Here is an 18,616-nt window from a genome sequence, read left to right as displayed (position 1 = left end):
CGGGAAAACCGGGCGCCCGTGGACGTGAAGCCCCTCAGGATTCCCCGCCGCACGTTGAGTCGCCACATCAGGCCGTTATAAATCTCCATAGGGGCGTGATGTGGCGACTCAACAGGGGAGGAAGCTAGGAAACAGGCTCCAGACGGATCACGACGGACTTCGAGGTGGGCGTTCCACTGAAATCGGCCGTGGAATCCAAGGGAACCAGGACATTCGTCTCGGGATAGTAGGCTGCCGCGCAACCCACGGGCGTGGAGTAGGCCACGACACGGAAGTTGGGTGCACGGCGGTCGCGGCCGTCCTTCCATTCCGAGACCAGATCCACCATGGTGCCGTCGGCAATGCCGAAGGAATCTAGATCCTTCTGGTTGACGAAGACCACGCGGCGGCCGTTCTTGATGCCTCGGTAGCGGTCATCCTTGCCGTAAATGGTGGTGTTGTACTGATCATGAGACCGCAGGGTCTGGAGGAGCAGCCGGCCCTCCGGAACCTCGGGGTATTCCAGCTCGTTGCCCGTGAAGTGGGCCAGCCCCGACGCGGTGGTGAAGGTGCGGGAATCACGCGGACCGTGCGGCAGGACGAAGCCGCCGGGCTGTTCGATCTTTGACTCAAAGTCCTCAAAGCCGGGAATGACCGCCGCGATATGGCCGCGAATCAGGCTGTAGTCACCTGCCATAGCATCCCAATCGGCGACGGGAGCACCGGGGAGGGATCCGCCGTCGGGCGTTTCAAAAAGCAGCTTGGCGAGCTGACACACAATCGCGACCTCGGAGAGCAGATTATCCGACGCCGGGGCCAAGCGTCCGCGCGAGGCGTGCACAGCACTCATGGAATCCTCGACCGTGACGCGCTGATCGCCGCCGGCCTGGGTGTCGCGCTCGGTGCGGCCCAAGGTGGGCAGGATGAGTGCCTGGTGGCCGGTCACGAGGTGCGATTTGTTCAGCTTCGTGGAGATCTGGGCCGTGAGGGAGAGGTTGTTGAGCGCGGCCTCGGTGACCTCCGAATCCGGTGTGGCTCGGACAAAGTTGCCGCCCATGCCCAGGAAGACCCCGGCCTTGCCATCGCGCATGGCTCTGATGGCGGCGACGGTGTCGTAACCATGCGGGCGCGGGGAGGTAAAGGCGAATTTGGCATCCAGCGCGTCGTGGAACGCGGGCGACATGCGCTCGAAGATGCCCATGGTGCGGTCACCCTGGACGTTGGAATGTCCACGGACGGGGCACACCCCGGCGCCCGGTTTGCCGATGTTGCCCTGCAGGAGCAGCAGGTTGACCACATCGCGCAGCGTGGACACGGAGTGTTTGTGCTGCGTCAGACCCATGGCCCAGCAGACCACGGTCGCCTTGGATGCCAGCAGTCGCGCGCCGGTGGTGCGAATCTGCTCCTCCGTGAGCCCCGACGCGCGGACAATCTCCTCCCACGTGACGGCCTCGAGCTGCGCCAGGTAGCCACTGAGCCCCGTGGTGTGAGCGTCGATGAAGGTGGTGTCGAAAACGCGGCCGGCATAGCGCGATCCCGGACGGCGGTGCTCCTCCAACAGGAACTTACCCAGGCCTTGGAAGAGCGCCTGGTCGCCGCCAAGTTTGATCTGCAGGAAATCGTCGGCCAGGGGAGTGCCGCCGCCCACCAGACCGCGCATGGTCTGCGGGTTGTCAAAACGCATCAGCCCGGCCTCGGGAAGCGGGTTGATCGCGACGATCGTGGCCCCGTTTTTCTTGGCCTTTTCCAGCGCCGTGAGCATGCGGGGGTGGTTGGTGCCGGGATTTTGCCCGGCGATGAGGATCAGCTCGGACTGGTAAATGTCCTCGAGGGAGACCGAGCCCTTGCCAATGCCGATCGTCTCCGTCAGGGCCGAACCACTGGATTCATGGCACATATTGGAGCAGTCCGGCAAGTTGTTCGTCCCGAGCCCGCGCACCAGTAGCTGGTACAGGAACGCGGCCTCGTTCGAGGTGCGCCCCGAGGTGTAAAAAATGGCCTCATTGGGGTCCTTGAGCGCCTTGAGCTCGTCGGCTAGAATCCCCAGTGCCCGCTCCCACGACACCGGAACATAGTGATCGCTGCCCTCGGCCAGGAACATTGGATCCGTCAGGCGGCCCTGCTGGCCTAGTCGAAAATCGTCCCATTCGCGCAGCTCACTGACGCTGTGCTCTGCAAAGAACGACGGCGGCACGCGCCTCTTAGTGGCTTCCTCAGCGACAGCTTTGGCCCCGTTTTCGCAAAATTCGGCGGTGTGTCGCTTATCAGCCTCGGGCCAGGCACAGCCGGGGCAGTCGAAGCCGTCCTTCTGATTGATTCTCAGCAGGGTCTGGGCGGTGCGAACCGGCCCCATCTGCTTGAGCGAGACTTCCATGGAATGCAGAATTCCGGGAATACCCACGGCCTTTTTCTGCACGCTACCCACTGAGAGCTGCTGTTCGTCAATGTTTTTCTGCGGCGCCTTGCCAGCCATGATGGTTCCCTTCACTGCAGAGCATCTACTGTTGAGCTTAGACGCTTTAGCTTTTTTTTGGAGGAATACATGGGACGGCTCATCCGCAGGGTCAAGGCCACCAAGGTCAACATCACCGATGACCGCCGGGTTGTGCGCGAGGAAGCACTTGCCGTAGAGGAACCCCTTGAAATTCGGCTAGGGCATGAGTCCTTCAGCGTCACCATGCGCACCCCGGGCGATGATTTTGATCTGGTGGCAGGTTTCCTACTCTCGGAAGGGATCATCTTTGAACCGGAACAGCTGATTTCGCTGCGGTTCTGCGCCGGAGAGGACGAAAACGGGCAGCAGACCTTCAACGTGGTGGAGGCACAGCTCCGCCCGGATGTCGCCATGCCCTTGCAAGCCGCCCAACGTCACGTGACCACCTCCAGCGCGTGCGGGATCTGTGGCACAGCGTCCATTGACGCGGTGCACAAGTCCTCCCACTTTGGGGTCCTCGCACCCGTGGAGGAGGTGATCCTGTCGGCGTCTGTGCTGGCAGGACTGCCTGATACGCTGCGCGAACAGCAGAAGTTGTTTGAAAAGACCGGCGGCGTCCACGCTGCGGGGCTCTTTGCTCCGGACGGGGAGCTCCTCTCACTGCGCGAGGACGTAGGACGGCACAACGCTGTGGACAAGGTACTGGGTGCCGCCTTCAGAGAGAAACAGCTTCCCCTCTCCAACACTATTTTGCAGGTATCGGGAAGAGCATCGTTTGAGCTCGTTCAAAAGGCCGCGATGGCAGGGGTGCCGATTCTCTCAGCCGTGAGTGCGCCGTCGTCCCTAGCTGTTGAACTGGCTCACAGTGCGGGAATCACCTTGGTAGGATTTAGCCGCGGCAACTCCTTAAACGTGTACACGCACCCGGGGCGCATCGGCTGACGCGGCGCTCCGTGCTCTGGGAAGCGCCGGTGTTCATGAGGCGTTTTTGGTGCTTGCTCAGAAGAGCTATCTATTGTGCGCCGCTGGCGAATGCGCGAATTTCATCCACTGTGGGCGTCACGGGCAGTCCGAGCTCAGTGGGGCGGATACCGTTGTCCACATCACCCTCTGAGAAGACGTAGTAGGCCACAGAAATGGTGCCCCTGGTGGAGCCCGAGGTGTTGGCAAAAGTGTGCAGAGAGTCGGAGAGCACCGTTTCCAGGGAGGCATCTGCGGACGCGGTGAGACGGACTGTGATGCGCGTGCTCATGCCGTTGTTGGTGTTGTAGGTGGTGCTTGCGTGAACTACCCCGGGGACGTCGGCGAGGGCGGCGTCCATATCCTTGACGAGTCTGGCTTCGGTGCTGGTGCATCCGGCCAGGAACATCACGACCAGTGTGGCTAAGGCGAGAAAGCTCAGTGATGCGTGGGGACGGTTACGTCGCATTGGTGACCAATTCTGTGATGTCGGGGAAGGCTGTCTCGATGCGCTCGGCCACGGAACCGGGCTCATCCGGCGTGCCACGGCCATCGCACGCCGCCAAGAGTCCCCTGGCGATCAACAACCTTGTCTTCTTGAACACGAGAGCTCTGTTCCTTAACTGGTGCGTGCGTTGGGGATATCCACAACACTAGCCCTAGCCGGGACGTTGGCGGTGAATGGATTCTAGGGCAGGGCCTTTTTCCTGGTCAGCAATCTCAGAGGATGTCGCCGAGTTCTATCGTGTACTCTGACAACCCCGCGAGTGCCGACGTGGCACGCACTATGTTAACGGCGAACCGCATCCCCGCGTTTACCGGGCGGCTGCCTCCTCAGCCGTGCCAGCAGCAGATCCCTTTTCGTCAGCGAGCAGAATCTCGTGCGCACCCGCCACGGCGAACATCAGTTCGTGGGCAATGTGCCCCGCAGGGACCTTCGTCAGCTTAATTTCTGACGCTGCGTCGTTGGCACCTGAAGCAGATGTCACGTTGTTGGTGGTCACCGAAAACAGTGTTTCTCCCTGTACCGACCACACGGCCGAGAAGACGCGCGGCGGGAGTCCGGTGGAGACCGTGGTGACGCTGAGCGTGATGTTCGCGTCCTCGGCAGGAATTGAGGCCGGCGTGGTTCCTGTGCTGATGACCACGGCGGGCTCGGAGTCCACGGGCGCGTTCTGAGCACGAGCACGGACAACATCGAGGGGTGGCAGCAGGCGGGACACCGCATCCCACAAGTTTTCCTCGCTGAACAGTGTGATCTCCATACTGTCCTCGCTGCCCGTGATGGTGGTTCCGGCCAGGCCCTGCTCGGAGAGATGCCGCTGGTGGACGGCTAGTCCGCGCCCAGCCTGCAGCCCCACGGCAGTGGTGGTGCTGACACCGTTGTATGTGCCCCGCGCCGTCACCGTGATGGGTGCCGCGAGAAGAAGTGCGATGGCGCCCATCCACTGCCGTGTAATCTCACCTGGCATCGGTGACATGCCCAAAGTCTGTAGTTCTGACCAGCCAGCGGCCGTAGCGTCGTCGTCCACAGGCTGAGGCTCGGTGACCGGCTCTGCGGCAAGTCCCAGCGTGGCACTGGTTGATTCACACAGCAGTGTCCAGGCAGTGGTGCTCATCTGCACACGGCGCAAAATGATGGGGCGTGCCGTGGTTGCTTCAGTCATGATGTTCCCTTGAACGTTGTTGAATGCGGTCAGCGGCTAGTGCCTAAATTTCGTGGAGGAGGCGGCGCACGAACGCCTGGGTCCGTTCTTCCTTGGGATGGCGCAGCACCTGGCTGGCCGGGCCGCGTTCCACCACGAGGCCGTCGGCCATGAAGACCACCTCATCGGCTGTTTGCCGGGCAAAGGCCAGCTCATGCGTGACGATGACCATGGTCCAGCCCTCGTCCGCGAGTTCCTTGATGACGGCAAGCACGTCGTCCACGAGCTCGGGATCGAGGGCAGATGTAGGCTCGTCAAAGAGCAGCAGCTGCGGCTTCAAGGCCAGCGCCCGGACAATGCCCACACGCTGCTGCTGTCCACCGGAGAGCTCAAAGGGGTAGGCGTCCTTCTTTTCCAACAAACCCACACGGTCGAGCAGCTTTTCGGCCTCGGCGACGACCTCGGCACGGGGACGCTTCTGCACCTGAACCGGGCCCTCGATGACATTCTGGAGAACTGTCATATGGGGGAAGAGATTGTAGTGCTGGAACACCATGGCACTGCGATCACGCAGGGCCGAAAGCTGCGCGGCACGCGCCTTCTTCGGCAGCGCGGCATCACCAAAGTCGACCGTGAGCGGCCCCTCGGCCGAGTTATCCCGGGCACCCACCGTGACGGATCCGCCGTCGGGCGTCTCCAGACCGTTCAAGGAACGCAAGATGGTGGTCTTACCGGAGCCCGAGGGGCCGATGAGGGCCACGACCTTGCCGCGGGGGATGTCGAGATCGATCCCGCGCAGCACCGTATTGGAGCCGAAGGACTTGCCGAGCCCGCGGACCTGGAGAACTGCATCAGTGGGCGACATAGCGGTCCAACCTCTTCTCCACCCGGGTTTGGGCGGTCGACAAAATTAGGCAAATGACCCAGTAAATCAGGGCGGCTTCAAGGTAGAGCAGCATGAATTCCTGGCTGAAGGCCGCAACCTGCTGCGCCACGCGGAACAACTCCGTGACCAGGATCAGGGACGCCAAGGAGGTGTCCTTGACGAGCGAAATGAAGGTGTTGGACAGCGGTGGCACCGAGACGCGCGCGGCCTGGGGCAGGATGATCCGCAGCAGCGTCTGATTGCGCGACATGCCAATCATGTGCCCGGCCTCCCACTGGCCCCGGGGGACCGAGAGGATCGCGGCGCGGATGATCTCGGCAGCGTAACCTCCCACATTCAAGGAGAAGGCGATGATGGCGCTGGGCCAGGGATCGAGCTTCACCCCGACGGCGGGCAGGCCGTAGAAGATCACGAAGAGCTGCACCAGCAGGGGAGTGCCTCGGATGATCGAGACATATATGCGCCCCACTCCGCTGGCCACCTTGTTGGAGCTGATGCGCATGACCGCAATAACGAGCGCGATCAGCAGCCCCAAGACAAACGATGCCAGGGTGAGTGGGATAGTTCCCTTGAGAGCACCCAAAAGCATGGGGCCAAGGGAACTCCAGAAAAGATCAAAGTCCATGGCTGAACTCTATCCCGCGATGCATGAGGTGGTGGTGCTTACTTGCTGAAGTCTTCGCCAAAGTACTTGTTGCTCAAGGTGGACAGGGTGCCGTCGGCGGCCAGATCCTTCAGGGCGGTGTTCACGGCGTCATTGAGGGCCGTGGAACCCTTGCGGAAGGCGAAGGAGGAATCCGAGGATTCGTCCGTGGTGGCGGCGATCTTAAGGCCGGAGTTGGGCGTGTTGCTCTGGTAGTCCAAGAAGGTGAGCTTGTCGTTGACGATTGCGTCGACGCGGCCGTCCTTCAGGAGGGAAACGCCCTGAGCCCAACCCTCAACGGCTTCAACGTTGGCGCCGCTTTCCGTGGCGAGGGTGTACCAGTTGCTCGTCAGCGACTGAGCCGTGGTCTTGCCCTTGAGATCGGCCACGCTGGCGATGTCCTTGTTCTCTTCCAGAGTCACAACGACGCCGTGGGAGACCGTGTAGGGGGTGGACAGTTCGTATTTTTCCTGGCGGGTCGGGTTTACGCTGACCTGGTTGGCGACGGCGTCAAAGCGCTTGGCCTCGAGTCCGGCGAACATGGAATCCCACTGGGTCTCTTCAAACTTGGCCTTGACGCCGAGCTTCGCGGCGACGGCCTTGGCTACTTCCACGTCGTAACCGGTGAGCTCGCCCGCGCCACCTTCGTGGAAGCTGAAGGGCTTGTAGGTGCCTTCGGTGCCGAAGATGATCTGGCCGGCGTCTTTGACGCTGCTCAGTGAGGTATCGCCTCCAGCCGAGGAAGCACTGTCGCCGGTGCCACCGCCGCATGCCGCGAGGACCAATGAGGTTGCCGCCAAGAGGCCAACGAGTCCAAAGCTGCGACGATTCATAACTGTGTGTTCCTTTGCTGTGAAGGATTGCCCGGAGGAAATCCATGAGGCCGCGAAGAAGTATGGCCGCGGCGGTCCATGACTGGACGCTATCACTGAGCAACAGTGAATATCGAGAATATATTTCCCTTCGTGACACTTTTGTGAAGCGTGTGACTTGACCCACCTGGCGGACATAAGTTAGCGAATTCGTTGAAACAATCGCCGTCCCTTTTGCTGCCCGTACAAATGACGAGGCCTGCAGCGGAATTACCACCGGAGGAATACCCATGCCAGCGCCTGAGGTTTAGGCTTATAGCTTGCCCTCTTTATCAACTAAGGAATTACACGTATGAGCATGGAAGGCGCGGCATGGAGCTCACTTTGGAGCACCATGCGCATGGACAAATCCAAGGACGCTATTTCTCGAGATACGCTTCGTCGCACCGTACGCTTCGCTAAACCGTATAGCCGGAAACTACTGGTCTTTGTGGTGCTGTCGGTGGTTTCGGCTGCCCTGGCCGTGGCAACGCCCGTGTTGGCTGGACGGGTCGTGAACGCGATTGTGGCCCAAACCGCCGTCGACGTGGTGGTGAACCTGGCCGTGCTGATTGCCATCGTGGCCGTGCTCGACGCCGGACTCTCGCTCGTGATCCGCTGGATCTCGGCGAACCTGGGGGAAGGCGTCATCCTAGATCTGCGCACCGCTGTGTTTGATCACGTCCAGCGCATGCCGATCGCCTTCTTTACCCGGACCCGCACGGGTGCCCTCGTGAGCCGGCTCAACAACGACGTCATCGGCGCCCAGCAGGCATTTTCCGGCACGCTTTCCGGCATTGTGTCGAACTCCGTGCAGCTGGTGTTGACGCTTATCGTCATGCTCAACACCTCCTGGCTCGTGACGCTCCTGGCCCTGATCTTGCTGCCCATCTTCCTCATGCCGGCCCGCCGCTTTGGCCGACGATTGGCCGGGCTGCGCCGGGAAGCTGCGGACCTCAACGCGGACATGAGCACGCAGATGACGGAGCGGTTCTCTGCTCCCGGCGCCACGCTTGTGAAGCTGTTTGGCCGCCCGGCTGAGGAATCTCGTGAGTTTGCCTCCCGTGCCAGTCGGGTGCGAGATATCGGTGTGCGCACGGCCATCTTGCAGTTCGTCTTCTTCACGGCACTCATGTTGGTGTCCTCACTGGCCCTGGCCCTCGTGTATGGCCTGGGTGGCGCCTTGGCCATCGGTGGCTCGCTTAACGCGGGCGACGTCGTCGTGCTGGGGATGTTGCTGACCCGCCTGTACGCTCCGCTCACCGGACTCGCCAATGCCCGCGTGGACATCATGAGCGCCCTCGTCAGCTTTGACCGGGTGTTTGAGATCCTCGATCTCAAGCCGCTCATCGCCGAGAAGGAGTCGCCCACATCGCTGCCGAAGGGGCCGCTCGCCGTCGAATTCAACGATGTGCGTTTTGCGTACCCGGCCGCCGACAAGGTCTCGCTCGCCTCGCTTGAGGACGTTGCCGTGTTGGATAACCGCGGCGGCGACGACGTGCTGCACGGGATCTCTTTCCGTGCTGAACCCGGCCAGACCATTGCCTTGGTGGGGTCCTCTGGCGCCGGCAAGTCCACGATCGCTCAGCTACTTTCAAGGCTGTACGACGTCGATTCCGGCACCGTGCGCTTGGGGGGCGTCGACGTGCGGGACTTGTCCTTCGACGGCCTGCGCGCCGGGGTTGGCATGGTCACGCAGGACGGACACCTCTTCCACGAATCGATCCGTTCCAACCTTCGGCTGGCGAAGCCGGACGCCACCGACGCCGAGATTTGGGATGTGCTCAAACGCTCCCGCCTCGAGGCGTTTGCGCTGGCCCTGCCCGACGGTTTGGACACCGTGGTGGGCGAGCGTGGCTACCGGCTCTCCGGTGGTGAGCGTCAGAGATTGACGATCGCGCGACTGCTTCTGGTGCAGCCCGCTGTGGTGATTTTGGATGAGGCCACGGCCGCTCTTGACTCGACGAATGAGGCCGCGGTTCAGGCCGCCTTAGGCGAGGCGCTGGAAGGACGGACCGCCTTGGTCATTGCGCACCGGCTATCCACGATTCGCTCGGCCGATGTCATCTTGGTGCTCGAGGCTGGGCGCATCGTGGAGCAGGGAACGCACGACGAACTCATCGTGCGCGGCGGACGTTATGCCGAATTGCACGACACCCAGTTCGCCCAGGCCGTTGCAGCCGTCTCGGAGGCCGCGGTCCCGGAGGAGAACTAGACCCGGACCGCGTTGGGCGCTGTTTAGGCGGTCAGCGCGGGGATCACATATTCCGTCAGGAGCGGTGCGAGATCGTCGAAGTTGTGTGCGGTGGAGATATCCATCCAGCGCAACTCGGCGATCTCTGCCGTTGGATGGATAGCTGCCGAATCCCATGTGCCCGGGGCAATGAAGACCGTGGCTTGGATATCGGTGTCGGATTCGTTGGCTGCCGTTCCGGTCCAGACGCCCATGAGCTCGAGGTTTTCCGGGGCCAGGGTGATACCGACTTCCTCGGCCAGCTCGCGGGAGGCCGCCTCGGCGGCACTTTCTCCGCTCTCCGGCTTGCCTCCGGGGTGCATGAACTTGGTGGTTCCGGATTTCCGAACGGTCAGCATCCGGCCTGAGGGATCGTAGATGCAGACGGCGGAGACTTTCAAAACAGTTTTCACGCCTCTGATCTTAGCCTCCACGCCTGAGCTCCGTTCTCAGGCGGCGCGGGGTGCGAACATGATGACGCTGACGCCGAGCAGGGCGATCAAGGCCCCGATAATGTCCCAGCGGTCGGGGCTGAACTTGTCAAAAATCATGGCCCAGATGAGCGATCCGGCGATGAAAACCCCGCCGTACGCGGCCAGAACCCGACCAAAATTAGCATCGGCCTGCAGGGCCGCGATGAAGCCATAGGCGCCCAAAACAACCACGCCGAGCCCGGCCCACCACCACGACTTGTCTTCCCGAACGGCCTGCCAGATCAGCCAGGCGCCGCCTATTTCTGCCACGGCGGCCAGCGCAAAGAGCACCACGGTTCGCAAGATTGTCATGGTTCCATCATCTCCTGCCGCAAACGCCGCGACGGAATGCGTGTGCCCACGGAGGGTGGTTTAGATCAGGCGCAGGCGTCGAGTGCTGAGGGTGACCGTGATGTCCTGACCCCACGAAGCGGTCAGTTTGTCGCCTTCCATCCCGTCGCCAAAGATCACCAGCTGATCCGAGGCTGCCGTGATGCGCAAGATGTCGCCGGAATCCAGGGTGCCTTCCGTGAGCGTGGCGCCCGTTGCCGGGGAGGGCCAAGCCTCGCGGACAAACCAGGCCAGTTGTGGATCGCTGGGCGCCGGGAGGGCCCGGCCGCCGCGGTCCTTGGCGATCGAGGCGGACCAGCCGGTGGCGCCCGTCCCTGAGGAGATGATCACGCCAGAGGACGATTGCCGCTCAACCCGGCCGTCCGGCGTCGTCATTTGATAGTGAGCCGACTGGTGGGAGGAGTGGCCCACAAAAATTTCGTTAAGGGCCGAGAGCTCCTGGCCGTCGTCGAGGCGGGCCGTGACCATGGTCAATTCGTGGCAGCGCAGGGCCGCGGGGTCCGCTGCTGCGGCGAGGAGCTTGGCGGCGGCCGTGGGGGAGTTGCGGACCAGAATGCCGGCGTTCGTGCCAATCTCCGGGTCGATGCCCAGGACCGGCTGACCGCTGAGATACTTCGCCGTATTGGCCACGAGTCCGTCCTGCCCAACGACGGCGATCAGGTCATCTCCGGTGAACATGAAGCGGCTGAGATCGGCCCGCTCCACCTCAGCGCGGCGCCACTCGGCAGGTACCGCGGCCCGGATTTTATCCAGGGCGGCCAGGATGGACTCGTGCCGGTCCTGCACCTCGCGCAGGTTCCGGCCCCGGGTGCGGAGGAAAAATTCCGCCTGGCCGGGCGTGGCATGCCGGTCCAGGAGCTCCTGAAATTCGGTGCGCCGGAAGACGATGACGAGGCGAGGATTTCCCATGGTCTTACTTTCCTAGGGTGGGCAGGCCGGCTTGATCGGCGGGGGTGTTCGGCATCAATCCTGCCAGAACGCCGCTGAGCAGGTCCGGGGTGATGGTCAGATTGTTGATGTTTGGCAGTGATGCGGCGGCCTCGCGGAAGGCCAAGGCCAGCAAGGTTGCCTGATCCATGTCCTTGTAGACGGCCATCGTGGCGGCTTCGCGGGCGGCGGCCGCTTCACCGACCAGCTTGAGCTGATGGGCCTCGGCCGTGGCGCTGATACCTTGGCGTTCGGCCTCGGCGGTGGCCTGAATGAGTCCGGCGGCGGCAACTTCCTCGGCCTGACGGCGGGCGTTGGCGCCTTCCTGCGCCACGAGGTGCTCGCGACGGGCGGCCAATTCAATCTTGCTCGCCATCTCGTTTTCCGAAATGGTCCGCTCGCGCTCCACGGCGACAGCCCGGCGTTCGTACACGGCCTTGTCAGCGTCGGCCTGAAGCTGTTCGCGCACCGGAGTCTGCAGGGCTCGTTCGACGTCGGACTCGGGCCGGACCGCGAGGACCTGGACGCCGAGGATTTCAATACCCGTGGAGATCAGGCGGCTATCGGTCTGCAGTGCCCCCGTGAGGAGATTGCGCAGCTCGCTGACCCCTCGTTGCAGCGCTTGCGCCAGCGTGGTTGTGGCGATCTGGTCGATCGCGTGGCTCTGGCAGAGCTGGCCGATGATGGTGGCCACCTGTTCGCGGCCGGCCATGGTGGCTGTCCCGCTGGGCTGGAGGGCAAAGTCCAAACGGCTGGCGACCGAGACCGGGTCGTTGAAGCGGTAGGTGACATTGGCCTGGACGCTGACGTCCTGATGATCGTTCGTGATGGCGTGGAAGAGGATGGGCAGTTCCTGATCGTCCACGGGGACCTCGCTCAAGACCGAGGATGCGGGGCGGAACCAAAATGCCTGGCCAACGCCTTGGTGGCGGACGGTGCCCTTCTGCAGGTGGACGACGTATCCGGTGGGGCTGCCGAGGAAGTGGCTGATCCAGGGGTAGCGTTTGATGGTGGCCATGAGATGCTCCTTCTCGTTGTTATCGTCAATTTGACGATAACAACAGCGTACGGCACATTTCGATTTATTGTCAATATGACGATAAGTGTTTAAGCTGGTTCTATGCCTGCTGCTTATTCAGACCCTGCTCGCTTTCCTGTGACGGTCGACGTCGTCGCCCTCACCGTCAACGAGGGGGCACTTCACGTTCTCCTCATCACTCGCCTCATCGAGCCCTTCTGCGGAGAATTGGCACTTCCAGGCGGTTTTGTTTTGCCGGGGGAGGGGCTGCGGGAGGCTGCGGCTCGGGAATTGGCCGAGGAATCCGGAGTTGCGCAGATACCTGGCTACCTAGAGCAATTGCATAGCTATGGACCCCAGGGGCGCGACCCGCGAGGCGATGTGCTGACGGTGGCGCACCTCTTGCTGGCGCCGAACTTTCCCGTGCTCGCGGCGGGCAGCGATGCTTCCGGTGCCGGGTGGTATCCCGTTCAAAAACTGCTCGATGGGGAGTTGCAGGTGGCCTTTGATCACCTGCTCATCGTCTCCGACGCCGTGGAACGCGCGCGCTCAAAACTTGAGTACTCGCCGCTGGGAGCAGCATTCTGCGGAGAGGAATTCACGATTGCGCAATTGCGGGCTGTGTACGAGGCCGTGTGGGACACTCGCCTGGATCCGCGGAACTTCCATCGAAAGGCCACGGGAACTCCCGGCTTCCTCGTCGATACCGGCACCGTCAGCGGAGGGGAGGCCGGGCGACCTGCTGCCCTGTTCAGGCTGGCTGATGAGGCACGGTTTGTCCCCGGTGAACCTGTCCGCGCGGTGCTCAACCCGCCGCTCATGCGCCCACGAGGGTGAACGCCGGGGTCGCACAGCTGATCGATTGAAAAGGGAACGCCGTATAGTGGTGCGGCGTTGCCCAAAACGGCCGTAAAGTGATGCGGCGTTTGAGTGGAGGGGGAGGTTATTGTGGCAGGCCGGTGGGGCGGCGGCTGTCTAGGCTCATGAAGAGCAACGCCACAAAGATGGGCCCGTAAGTGAACAACGCCGACCAGCCAAGGGTTTCGCCGAGATACAGCGAAACCAGCAGCAACAGCAGCGGCTCCACATAGCCCAGTAATCCGAACAGCGAGAGCGGGAGCCACTTGCTGGCCAGCAGATACAGGCCCATGGCCGCCCCGCTCAGCACGCCGATCGACATGGCGCTCCATAGCCCCTGAGCGCCAAGCGAGTTCGCTGTTAAACCGTGCGGGCCCGCCACGATGAAGTAGATCCCCAACGGCAATAACACCATCAGCTCGCAGGCAAACGCTGTCAGGTGATCGAAGCCGATCTTCCGGCGCAAGACAAAATATATCGGGTAGCCCAGGCACACCAGCAAGGTTGGCCAGGCCAAACCACTGGCCGCAAAAGCCTCATGCGCCACACCCGCGACGGCGGCTCCCACGGCAAGTTTGCGCAAGGGGCTGAGTCGATCGGCAAAGAACACTCGCCCGGCTAGCACCATGCTCAGCGGCAGTAGGAAATAGCCAAAGGAAACCGACAATGCCATATTGTGCAGCGGAGCCCACATGAACAGCCACAACTGCACGCCGACCAGCCCAGAGGCTAAGACCCCCAGCGCAAGGAGTGCTGGCCGCCGTCGAACTTTCACTAGGAGGGCACGAGCCTCGGCGCGAGCAGAGGGCAGAAACGGCAGGATGCAGCCCAGCGTGGTGAGCGTCAGGACGATGCGCCAGCCAAAGACTTCTTCCGCGCCCCAACCGGGCAAGAGCCCCGCGAGGAGGAAGATGACGGCGAATAACACCGAGGCGATGAGGGAGGCGGCAACGCCGCGCCCGCCCGTGGGGGAGGGGCCGGTGCCTGCCAGTGATGAGCCAGAGGTCATGGCCCCATCCTCGTCGATTGAAAGAGTGCCCCCGCCGGGGATCGAACCCGGATCTGCCCTTTAGGAGAGGGCTGTCTTATCCATTGGACTACAGAGGCGCGTCACCAAGCCTAGCGGACGAGGCAGGCATGCAAAAAACGAGCGGGTCCCGGTGCCGGGACCCGCTCGTTAGGACTGGGTCGGGGCGGGCTTCTTACGCCGGCTCAGGAACAATGCCACGGCGATGCTGAGCAGGGTCAGGGCCAGCAGTAACCAGCTCAGCGAGACCAGCGTGGAGGGCAAGGTGACGGCGCCCGCGCTCAAGGTTTCGGCACCCAGCATGGCGTCGATGCTCGCGTTGCCCCACAGGGAGATGCCGGCGAAGAGAATCGGGAAGGCCCACAAGACCCACCGCACGGCCTTCTTGGCGACATTCATGGCGATCATGGTCATGGCGGAGAAGGCAAAGACCAGCGCGAATAAGGTGCCGGCCGTCTTCTGCACGTAATTGAGCTGGCCCAGGGCGTCGGCGTCCATGGCGGAGCGCAGCGCCTCAACGTGCGCCATATCGAAACCAAACACCATCGACTGCGGCATGGCGAGACCGTCGGAGAGGTCTGTCAGCTGCTGCAGCGTGAGCATGTGGAAGTACCAAAACAAGAGCAGGCTGGCCGCTGAGCCGGCGATCAGGATCAGGTTCGCGTTGCCCTGCGCCTTTTGCGGGGAGCGCTGAGTGCTCGTGTTAACCACGGGGGTCTGCGGTGGGGTGGCGGATTCGCCATGTTTTGCAGCGCGCTGAGCGGGAGTTTTAGCCATGAAATCATTATCGCCCAGATTAGGGTGGAGCCATGGCTAACATTTCCCTCTCAGCGCCCACCGACAGTGAATTGGCGGCGAAACTCCTGCGCGACGCCGGCGCCCTGGCCCATTCGATCCGCTCCGGCGGCCTGGCCGAGCTCCGTGCCGGCAGCCATATTAAGGCTGGCGTCTCCGATTTCGCGACCGCCGCCGACCTCGCCGCCGAAAAATACCTCTTCGAAGCCTTGCGCGCGGCCCGGCCCGAGGACTCCATCCTGGGCGAGGAGGGCGCCGGCTTCGAGGGCAGCTCCGGACGCTGCTGGGTCATCGACCCCGTGGACGGCACCTTTAACTTTGCCAGCGGCTCACGCTATTGGTGCGCGGCCTTGGCCCTCGCCGCGATCCCGGAAGACTCCTCTTTAAGTGCGACGTCGGACCCCCTCGCCGACGCTGAGGTACTTCTCGGCGCTGTGTATCAGCACGAGGAAGACAAACTGTGGATGGGTGGCAGCGAACATCCCGCAACGCTCAACGGTGCGGCAATCACAGTGGATACCCGGGATGACATTTCGCAGTTATGTGCCGGAAGTTATATTCACCCGGGCTGGTTGGCACAGCCCCAAGCTGCCGAGCCATGGCAGCGCGCCGCGGTTTTGCCGGCCACGTTGCGCATGATGGGTTCGGGATCCTGTGATCTCTCCCGCGTTGCGCAGGGCGAACTCGGTGCCTGGTTCCAACACAGCTGCCCGTCCTGGGACTGGCTCCCGGGTAAGGGGATCGTGCGTGCGGCCGGCGGGGACACCGCCGTCGTGCTTGTCGATGGGCTGAACTGGTTCCTGGCCGGGCCAGCCGGTGCGGTGGCGCAGCTCAAGATCGCACTAGAAGGCGGTGCGCTGCCGGCGTAGCTTTTCACGTAGGGCGGAGTGAGGAATGTTGGTGGGGCGAACTAGACTGGATCTCACCATGGATATGTTGTTTGACCCTTACCCCGAAAAGCCCAAGCCGACGTTCAGCGCAGGGGCCGGGCTGCCGCTCTGGCAACCCTTTGAGCAGGACGATCCGGGTGCCGACGCGCCCGAATTTGGCGAGGCCGGCGGAGTTCCTGTGCCGCCCGACGGTGACGGCGGGGCGGAATTTGCTGGGTCCGAGGTTGCCGCGGGGGCCAGTTATGGCGGCCCGGGATTGCCGTCCTCGCGGCGTTGGCCGGATCCGGCGGAATTGCTCGAAGGGATGAATCCGCAGCAGGAAGCTGCCGTGGTGCACTCGGGCGGTCCGCTCTTGATTGTGGCGGGTGCCGGCTCGGGCAAGACCCGTGTTTTGAGCCACAGGATCGCTTATCTGCTGGCTACGGGGCAGTCGCATCCGGGGCAGATTCTGGCCATCACCTTCACCAACAAGGCCGCGGCCGAAATGCGCGAACGCATCGAGGCTTTGATCGGTGACGCCGCGAAGACCATGTGGATCTCCACCTTCCACTCGTCTTGCGTGCGGATCTTGCGCCGTGAGGCCAAGGTCATCGGTCTCAATACCAACTTCTCTATCTATGACTCCGCTGATTCCCTGCGCCTCATCACCCTCGTGTCCAAGGGTCTGGATCTGGACCCGAAAAAATTCGCGCCCAAGGCCATCATGCACAAGATCTCGGCGCTGAAAAACGAGCTCATCGATGACGATGAAAACTCCATGAACACGAACTTCAACGACCCCTTCGCGGCCGCCGTGGCCGAGGTATACAAGGGTTACACGCAGCGCCTGCGCCAGGCCAACGCCATGGACTTTGACGATCTCATCGCCCAGACCGTGTACATGTTCCGGGCCTTCCCTGGTGTTGCCGAGTACTACCGACGCCGTTTCCGTCACGTGCTGGTGGACGAGTACCAGGACACCAACCACGCCCAGTACGCCTTGGTCAAGGAGATTGTTGGCACCGATGCGGACGATTCCGTGGAACCGGCGCAGCTGACGGTGGTGGGCGATTCCGATCAGTCCATTTATGCCTTCCGTGGCGCGGATATTCGCAACATTGTCGAGTTCGAGCAGGACTACCCCTCCGCGGACACCATTAAGTTGGAGCAGAATTACCGTTCCACGCAAAACATTCTCAGCGCCGCCAACGCCGTGATCGCCCGAAACCCGAACCGCCGGGAGAAGCACCTGTGGACGGCCGAGGGCGACGGCGAAAAGATCGTTGGCTATGTGGCCGAATCCGAGCATGAGGAAGCCCGTTTCATAGCCAAGGAGATCGATCGGCTCCAAGATGAGACGGAGATCCGTCCCGGCGATGTCGCCATTTTCTACCGCACTAACGCTCAGTCCCGCGCTATCGAAGACATTCTGGTCCGGGTGGGGCTGCCGTATCGCGTAGTCGGTGGCACCCGCTTCTACGAGCGTAAGGAAATCAAGGACGCCCTGGCATACCTGCGTGCCCTCGTTAACCCGGATGACGACGTCAACCTGCGCAGAATTCTCAACGAACCCAAGCGTGGGATTGGCGACCGTGCCGAAGGTGCCGTTGCGGCTCTGGCGGAACGGGAACGGGTATCGTTCTCGGCCGCCTTGGCGCGCGCCGATGAGGCTCCCGGCATTGCCTCGCGTTCGCTCAACGCCGTCAACGCTTTTGCCAAGATGATGTCTGACCTTGGCGAGGTTGCTGCGACAGCCAGCCCGGCCACCGCGCTGGAAGCTGTCCTAGAGCAGACCGGCTACCTCGAGGCTTTGCGTAACAGTTCTGATCCACAGGATGAGTCGCGCGTTGAGAACCTGGCTGAACTTCTCGCCGTCGTGCGTGAATTTGGGCAGGAGAACCCGGAGGGGACGCTGGGGGAGTTCCTGGAACAGGTCTCGCTTGTGGCCGATGCCGACCAGATCCCCGACGCACCCGGTGGCTCCGAAGCCGAGGCTGCGGCGGCGGTGGCCGAGGCAAAGCGGCTCGGTGTCGTGACACTCATGACGCTGCACACGGCCAAAGGACTGGAGTTTCCGGTGGTGTTCCTGACGGGTATGGAGCACGGAATTTTCCCGCATTCCCGTTCTGCCACCGACCCCAAGGAATTGGCGGAGGAACGGCGCTTGGCCTATGTGGGGCTGACACGTGCCCGCGAGCGGCTATATTTGACCCGTTCCGAGGTGCGTAGCCTGTGGGGGCAGAGTCAGTACAACCCCGCGAGCCAGTTCATTGAGGAAATCCCGGCCGAACTCATTGAGTGGAAGCGTGAAGGCACCTCGCGGGTTGCTCCGGCGATCGGTGGCTTTGGGAGCAGCCGTTACTCGGGATCCTCATGGGGTGCGGGATCGGCCGTGGGTGGTCGTGATACCGGGGTGCTCCCGCCGAGCATTTCCGCCCGTGCCGCTGCTGGTCGGGTGCAACCGCAGAAGGAAGTCGTCTCGGTGAGCGTTGGCGACAAGGTCAACCACACGAGTTTTGGCAATGGCACGGTGCTCGAGGTGAGCGGTGCGGGAGACAAGGCAGTGGCCAAGGTTCGCTTCGAGATCGGCGAGAAACGGCTGCTGCTGCGATATGCACCGTTGGTCAAAGAGCAATAGACCTAAGTCGATTGTCTGGATTAAATCC

At 62.5% G+C, this 18,616-nt stretch carries 18 protein-coding genes and 1 tRNA gene; 5 read left to right on the top strand and 14 right to left on the bottom strand.

Annotated elements, in window-relative coordinates:
- Positions 1-124: 124 nt before the first annotated feature.
- Positions 125-2,452: an FdhF/YdeP family oxidoreductase gene (locus tag CVS30_RS05075; protein ID WP_110484244.1), complete on the bottom strand. Its 2,328-nt coding sequence runs from the start codon at positions 2,450-2,452 to the stop codon at positions 125-127.
- 69 nt (positions 2,453-2,521) lie between these two features.
- On the opposite strand from CVS30_RS05075, the gene fdhD reads away from it, so the two are divergent.
- Positions 2,522-3,355: a formate dehydrogenase accessory sulfurtransferase FdhD gene (gene fdhD, locus CVS30_RS05070; RefSeq protein WP_110484243.1), complete on the top strand. Its 834-nt coding sequence runs from the start codon at positions 2,522-2,524 to the stop codon at positions 3,353-3,355.
- Positions 3,356-3,425: 70 nt separating this feature from the next.
- Here fdhD and CVS30_RS05065 read toward each other — a convergent pair whose 3' ends face one another.
- From CVS30_RS05065 to CVS30_RS05045, 6 genes are all read right to left on the bottom strand, one after another.
- Positions 3,426-3,842: a hypothetical protein gene (locus tag CVS30_RS05065; RefSeq protein WP_110484242.1), complete on the bottom strand. Its 417-nt coding sequence runs from the start codon at positions 3,840-3,842 to the stop codon at positions 3,426-3,428.
- A complete protein-coding gene (locus CVS30_RS17910) occupies positions 3,832-3,978 on the bottom strand; it encodes a hypothetical protein (RefSeq protein WP_181419688.1) in 147 nt (48 codons plus the stop codon). The genes CVS30_RS05065 and CVS30_RS17910 overlap by 11 nt, the downstream gene beginning before the upstream one ends.
- Before the next feature lie 210 nt (positions 3,979-4,188).
- Complete coding sequence (locus tag CVS30_RS05060; protein WP_110484241.1) at positions 4,189-5,040, bottom strand: hypothetical protein; 852 nt, start codon at positions 5,038-5,040, stop codon at positions 4,189-4,191.
- 43 nt (positions 5,041-5,083) lie between these two features.
- Complete coding sequence (locus CVS30_RS05055) at positions 5,084-5,884, bottom strand: amino acid ABC transporter ATP-binding protein (RefSeq protein ID WP_110484240.1); 801 nt, start codon at positions 5,882-5,884, stop codon at positions 5,084-5,086.
- On the bottom strand, positions 5,871-6,530 hold the full coding sequence (locus CVS30_RS05050) for an amino acid ABC transporter permease (protein ID WP_110484239.1): 660 nt from the start codon (positions 6,528-6,530) through the stop codon (positions 5,871-5,873). Before CVS30_RS05050 ends, CVS30_RS05055 begins: the two co-directional genes overlap by 14 nt.
- A gap of 38 nt (positions 6,531-6,568) precedes the next feature.
- Positions 6,569-7,381, bottom strand: a complete 813-nt coding sequence (locus tag CVS30_RS05045) for an amino acid ABC transporter substrate-binding protein (RefSeq protein ID WP_110484238.1) — start codon at positions 7,379-7,381, stop codon at positions 6,569-6,571.
- Positions 7,382-7,712: 331 nt separating this feature from the next.
- Here CVS30_RS05045 and CVS30_RS05040 point away from each other — a divergent pair, with 331 nt between their 5' ends.
- Positions 7,713-9,614: an ABC transporter ATP-binding protein gene (locus CVS30_RS05040; RefSeq protein ID WP_110484237.1), complete on the top strand. Its 1,902-nt coding sequence runs from the start codon at positions 7,713-7,715 to the stop codon at positions 9,612-9,614.
- 23 nt (positions 9,615-9,637) lie between these two features.
- Here the strand turns inward: CVS30_RS05040 and CVS30_RS05035 are convergent, their stop codons facing one another.
- Genes CVS30_RS05035 through CVS30_RS05020 form a run of 4 tightly spaced genes read right to left on the bottom strand, consistent with a single transcriptional unit; the run spans position 9,638 to position 12,401 of the window.
- Positions 9,638-10,045, bottom strand: coding sequence for an NUDIX hydrolase (locus tag CVS30_RS05035; RefSeq protein ID WP_110484442.1), 408 nt, complete (start codon positions 10,043-10,045; stop codon positions 9,638-9,640).
- Positions 10,046-10,081: 36 nt separating this feature from the next.
- Entirely contained in the window at positions 10,082-10,417 is a 336-nt protein-coding gene (locus CVS30_RS05030) for a YnfA family protein (protein ID WP_110484236.1), read from the bottom strand.
- Between the two features lie 60 nt (positions 10,418-10,477).
- A complete protein-coding gene (locus tag CVS30_RS05025; RefSeq protein ID WP_110484235.1) occupies positions 10,478-11,365 on the bottom strand; it encodes an NAD(+)/NADH kinase in 888 nt (295 codons plus the stop codon).
- Positions 11,366-11,369: 4 nt separating this feature from the next.
- Positions 11,370-12,401 carry an SPFH domain-containing protein gene (locus CVS30_RS05020; RefSeq protein WP_110484234.1) on the bottom strand — a complete coding sequence of 344 codons (1,032 nt, stop codon included), beginning with the start codon at positions 12,399-12,401 and terminating at the stop codon, positions 11,370-11,372.
- A gap of 102 nt (positions 12,402-12,503) precedes the next feature.
- On the opposite strand from CVS30_RS05020, the gene CVS30_RS05015 reads away from it, so the two are divergent.
- Positions 12,504-13,238 (top strand): NUDIX hydrolase, encoded by a 735-nt coding sequence (locus tag CVS30_RS05015; RefSeq protein ID WP_110484233.1) that lies wholly within the window; start codon positions 12,504-12,506, stop codon positions 13,236-13,238.
- Positions 13,239-13,344: 106 nt separating this feature from the next.
- On the opposite strand, the gene rarD is transcribed toward CVS30_RS05015, so the two are convergent.
- The 3 genes from rarD to CVS30_RS05000 all read right to left on the bottom strand — a co-directional run bounded on the left by rarD (position 13,345) and on the right by CVS30_RS05000 (position 15,063).
- Entirely contained in the window at positions 13,345-14,268 is a 924-nt protein-coding gene (gene rarD, locus CVS30_RS05010) for an EamA family transporter RarD (protein ID WP_110484232.1), read from the bottom strand.
- A 26-nt stretch (positions 14,269-14,294) separates the two neighbouring features.
- Positions 14,295-14,366: transfer RNA gene (locus CVS30_RS05005), tRNA-Arg, on the bottom strand.
- A gap of 70 nt (positions 14,367-14,436) precedes the next feature.
- Complete coding sequence (locus CVS30_RS05000) at positions 14,437-15,063, bottom strand: hypothetical protein (protein WP_110484231.1); 627 nt, start codon at positions 15,061-15,063, stop codon at positions 14,437-14,439.
- Between the two features lie 32 nt (positions 15,064-15,095).
- On the opposite strand from CVS30_RS05000, the gene CVS30_RS04995 reads away from it, so the two are divergent.
- Together CVS30_RS04995 and pcrA are read left to right on the top strand one after the other, a co-directional pair.
- Positions 15,096-15,950, top strand: a complete 855-nt coding sequence (locus CVS30_RS04995; protein WP_110484230.1) for an inositol monophosphatase family protein — start codon at positions 15,096-15,098, stop codon at positions 15,948-15,950.
- A gap of 58 nt (positions 15,951-16,008) precedes the next feature.
- Positions 16,009-18,588 carry a DNA helicase PcrA gene (gene pcrA, locus CVS30_RS04990; protein ID WP_110484229.1) on the top strand — a complete coding sequence of 860 codons (2,580 nt, stop codon included), beginning with the start codon at positions 16,009-16,011 and terminating at the stop codon, positions 18,586-18,588.
- The last annotated feature ends 28 nt before the right edge of the window (positions 18,589-18,616 follow it).

Source organism: Arthrobacter psychrolactophilus (genome assembly GCF_003219795.1).
Lineage (GTDB): Bacteria > Actinomycetota > Actinomycetes > Actinomycetales > Micrococcaceae > Specibacter > Specibacter psychrolactophilus.
This window is presented reverse-complemented; position numbering and strand designations above follow the sequence as displayed.

What these genes read in the sequence shown, in the direction of transcription:
- CVS30_RS05075 (WP_110484244.1), bottom strand. Translation starts at nt 2,452, where the DNA reads ATGGCTGGCAAGGCGCCGCAGAAAAACATTGACGAACAGCAGCTCTCA.
- fdhD (WP_110484243.1), top strand. Translation starts at nt 2,522, where the DNA reads ATGGGACGGCTCATCCGCAGGGTCAAGGCCACCAAGGTCAACATCACC.
- CVS30_RS05065 (WP_110484242.1), bottom strand. Translation starts at nt 3,842, where the DNA reads ATGCGACGTAACCGTCCCCACGCATCACTGAGCTTTCTCGCCTTAGCC.
- CVS30_RS05060 (WP_110484241.1), bottom strand. Translation starts at nt 5,040, where the DNA reads ATGACTGAAGCAACCACGGCACGCCCCATCATTTTGCGCCGTGTGCAG.
- CVS30_RS05055 (WP_110484240.1), bottom strand. Translation starts at nt 5,884, where the DNA reads ATGTCGCCCACTGATGCAGTTCTCCAGGTCCGCGGGCTCGGCAAGTCC.
- CVS30_RS05050 (WP_110484239.1), bottom strand. Translation starts at nt 6,530, where the DNA reads ATGGACTTTGATCTTTTCTGGAGTTCCCTTGGCCCCATGCTTTTGGGT.
- CVS30_RS05045 (WP_110484238.1), bottom strand. Translation starts at nt 7,381, where the DNA reads ATGAATCGTCGCAGCTTTGGACTCGTTGGCCTCTTGGCGGCAACCTCA.
- CVS30_RS05040 (WP_110484237.1), top strand. Translation starts at nt 7,713, where the DNA reads ATGAGCATGGAAGGCGCGGCATGGAGCTCACTTTGGAGCACCATGCGC.
- CVS30_RS05030 (WP_110484236.1), bottom strand. Translation starts at nt 10,417, where the DNA reads ATGACAATCTTGCGAACCGTGGTGCTCTTTGCGCTGGCCGCCGTGGCA.
- CVS30_RS05025 (WP_110484235.1), bottom strand. Translation starts at nt 11,365, where the DNA reads ATGGGAAATCCTCGCCTCGTCATCGTCTTCCGGCGCACCGAATTTCAG.
- CVS30_RS05020 (WP_110484234.1), bottom strand. Translation starts at nt 12,401, where the DNA reads ATGGCCACCATCAAACGCTACCCCTGGATCAGCCACTTCCTCGGCAGC.
- CVS30_RS05015 (WP_110484233.1), top strand. Translation starts at nt 12,504, where the DNA reads ATGCCTGCTGCTTATTCAGACCCTGCTCGCTTTCCTGTGACGGTCGAC.
- rarD (WP_110484232.1), bottom strand. Translation starts at nt 14,268, where the DNA reads ATGACCTCTGGCTCATCACTGGCAGGCACCGGCCCCTCCCCCACGGGC.
- CVS30_RS05000 (WP_110484231.1), bottom strand. Translation starts at nt 15,063, where the DNA reads ATGGCTAAAACTCCCGCTCAGCGCGCTGCAAAACATGGCGAATCCGCC.
- CVS30_RS04995 (WP_110484230.1), top strand. Translation starts at nt 15,096, where the DNA reads ATGGCTAACATTTCCCTCTCAGCGCCCACCGACAGTGAATTGGCGGCG.
- pcrA (WP_110484229.1), top strand. Translation starts at nt 16,009, where the DNA reads ATGGATATGTTGTTTGACCCTTACCCCGAAAAGCCCAAGCCGACGTTC.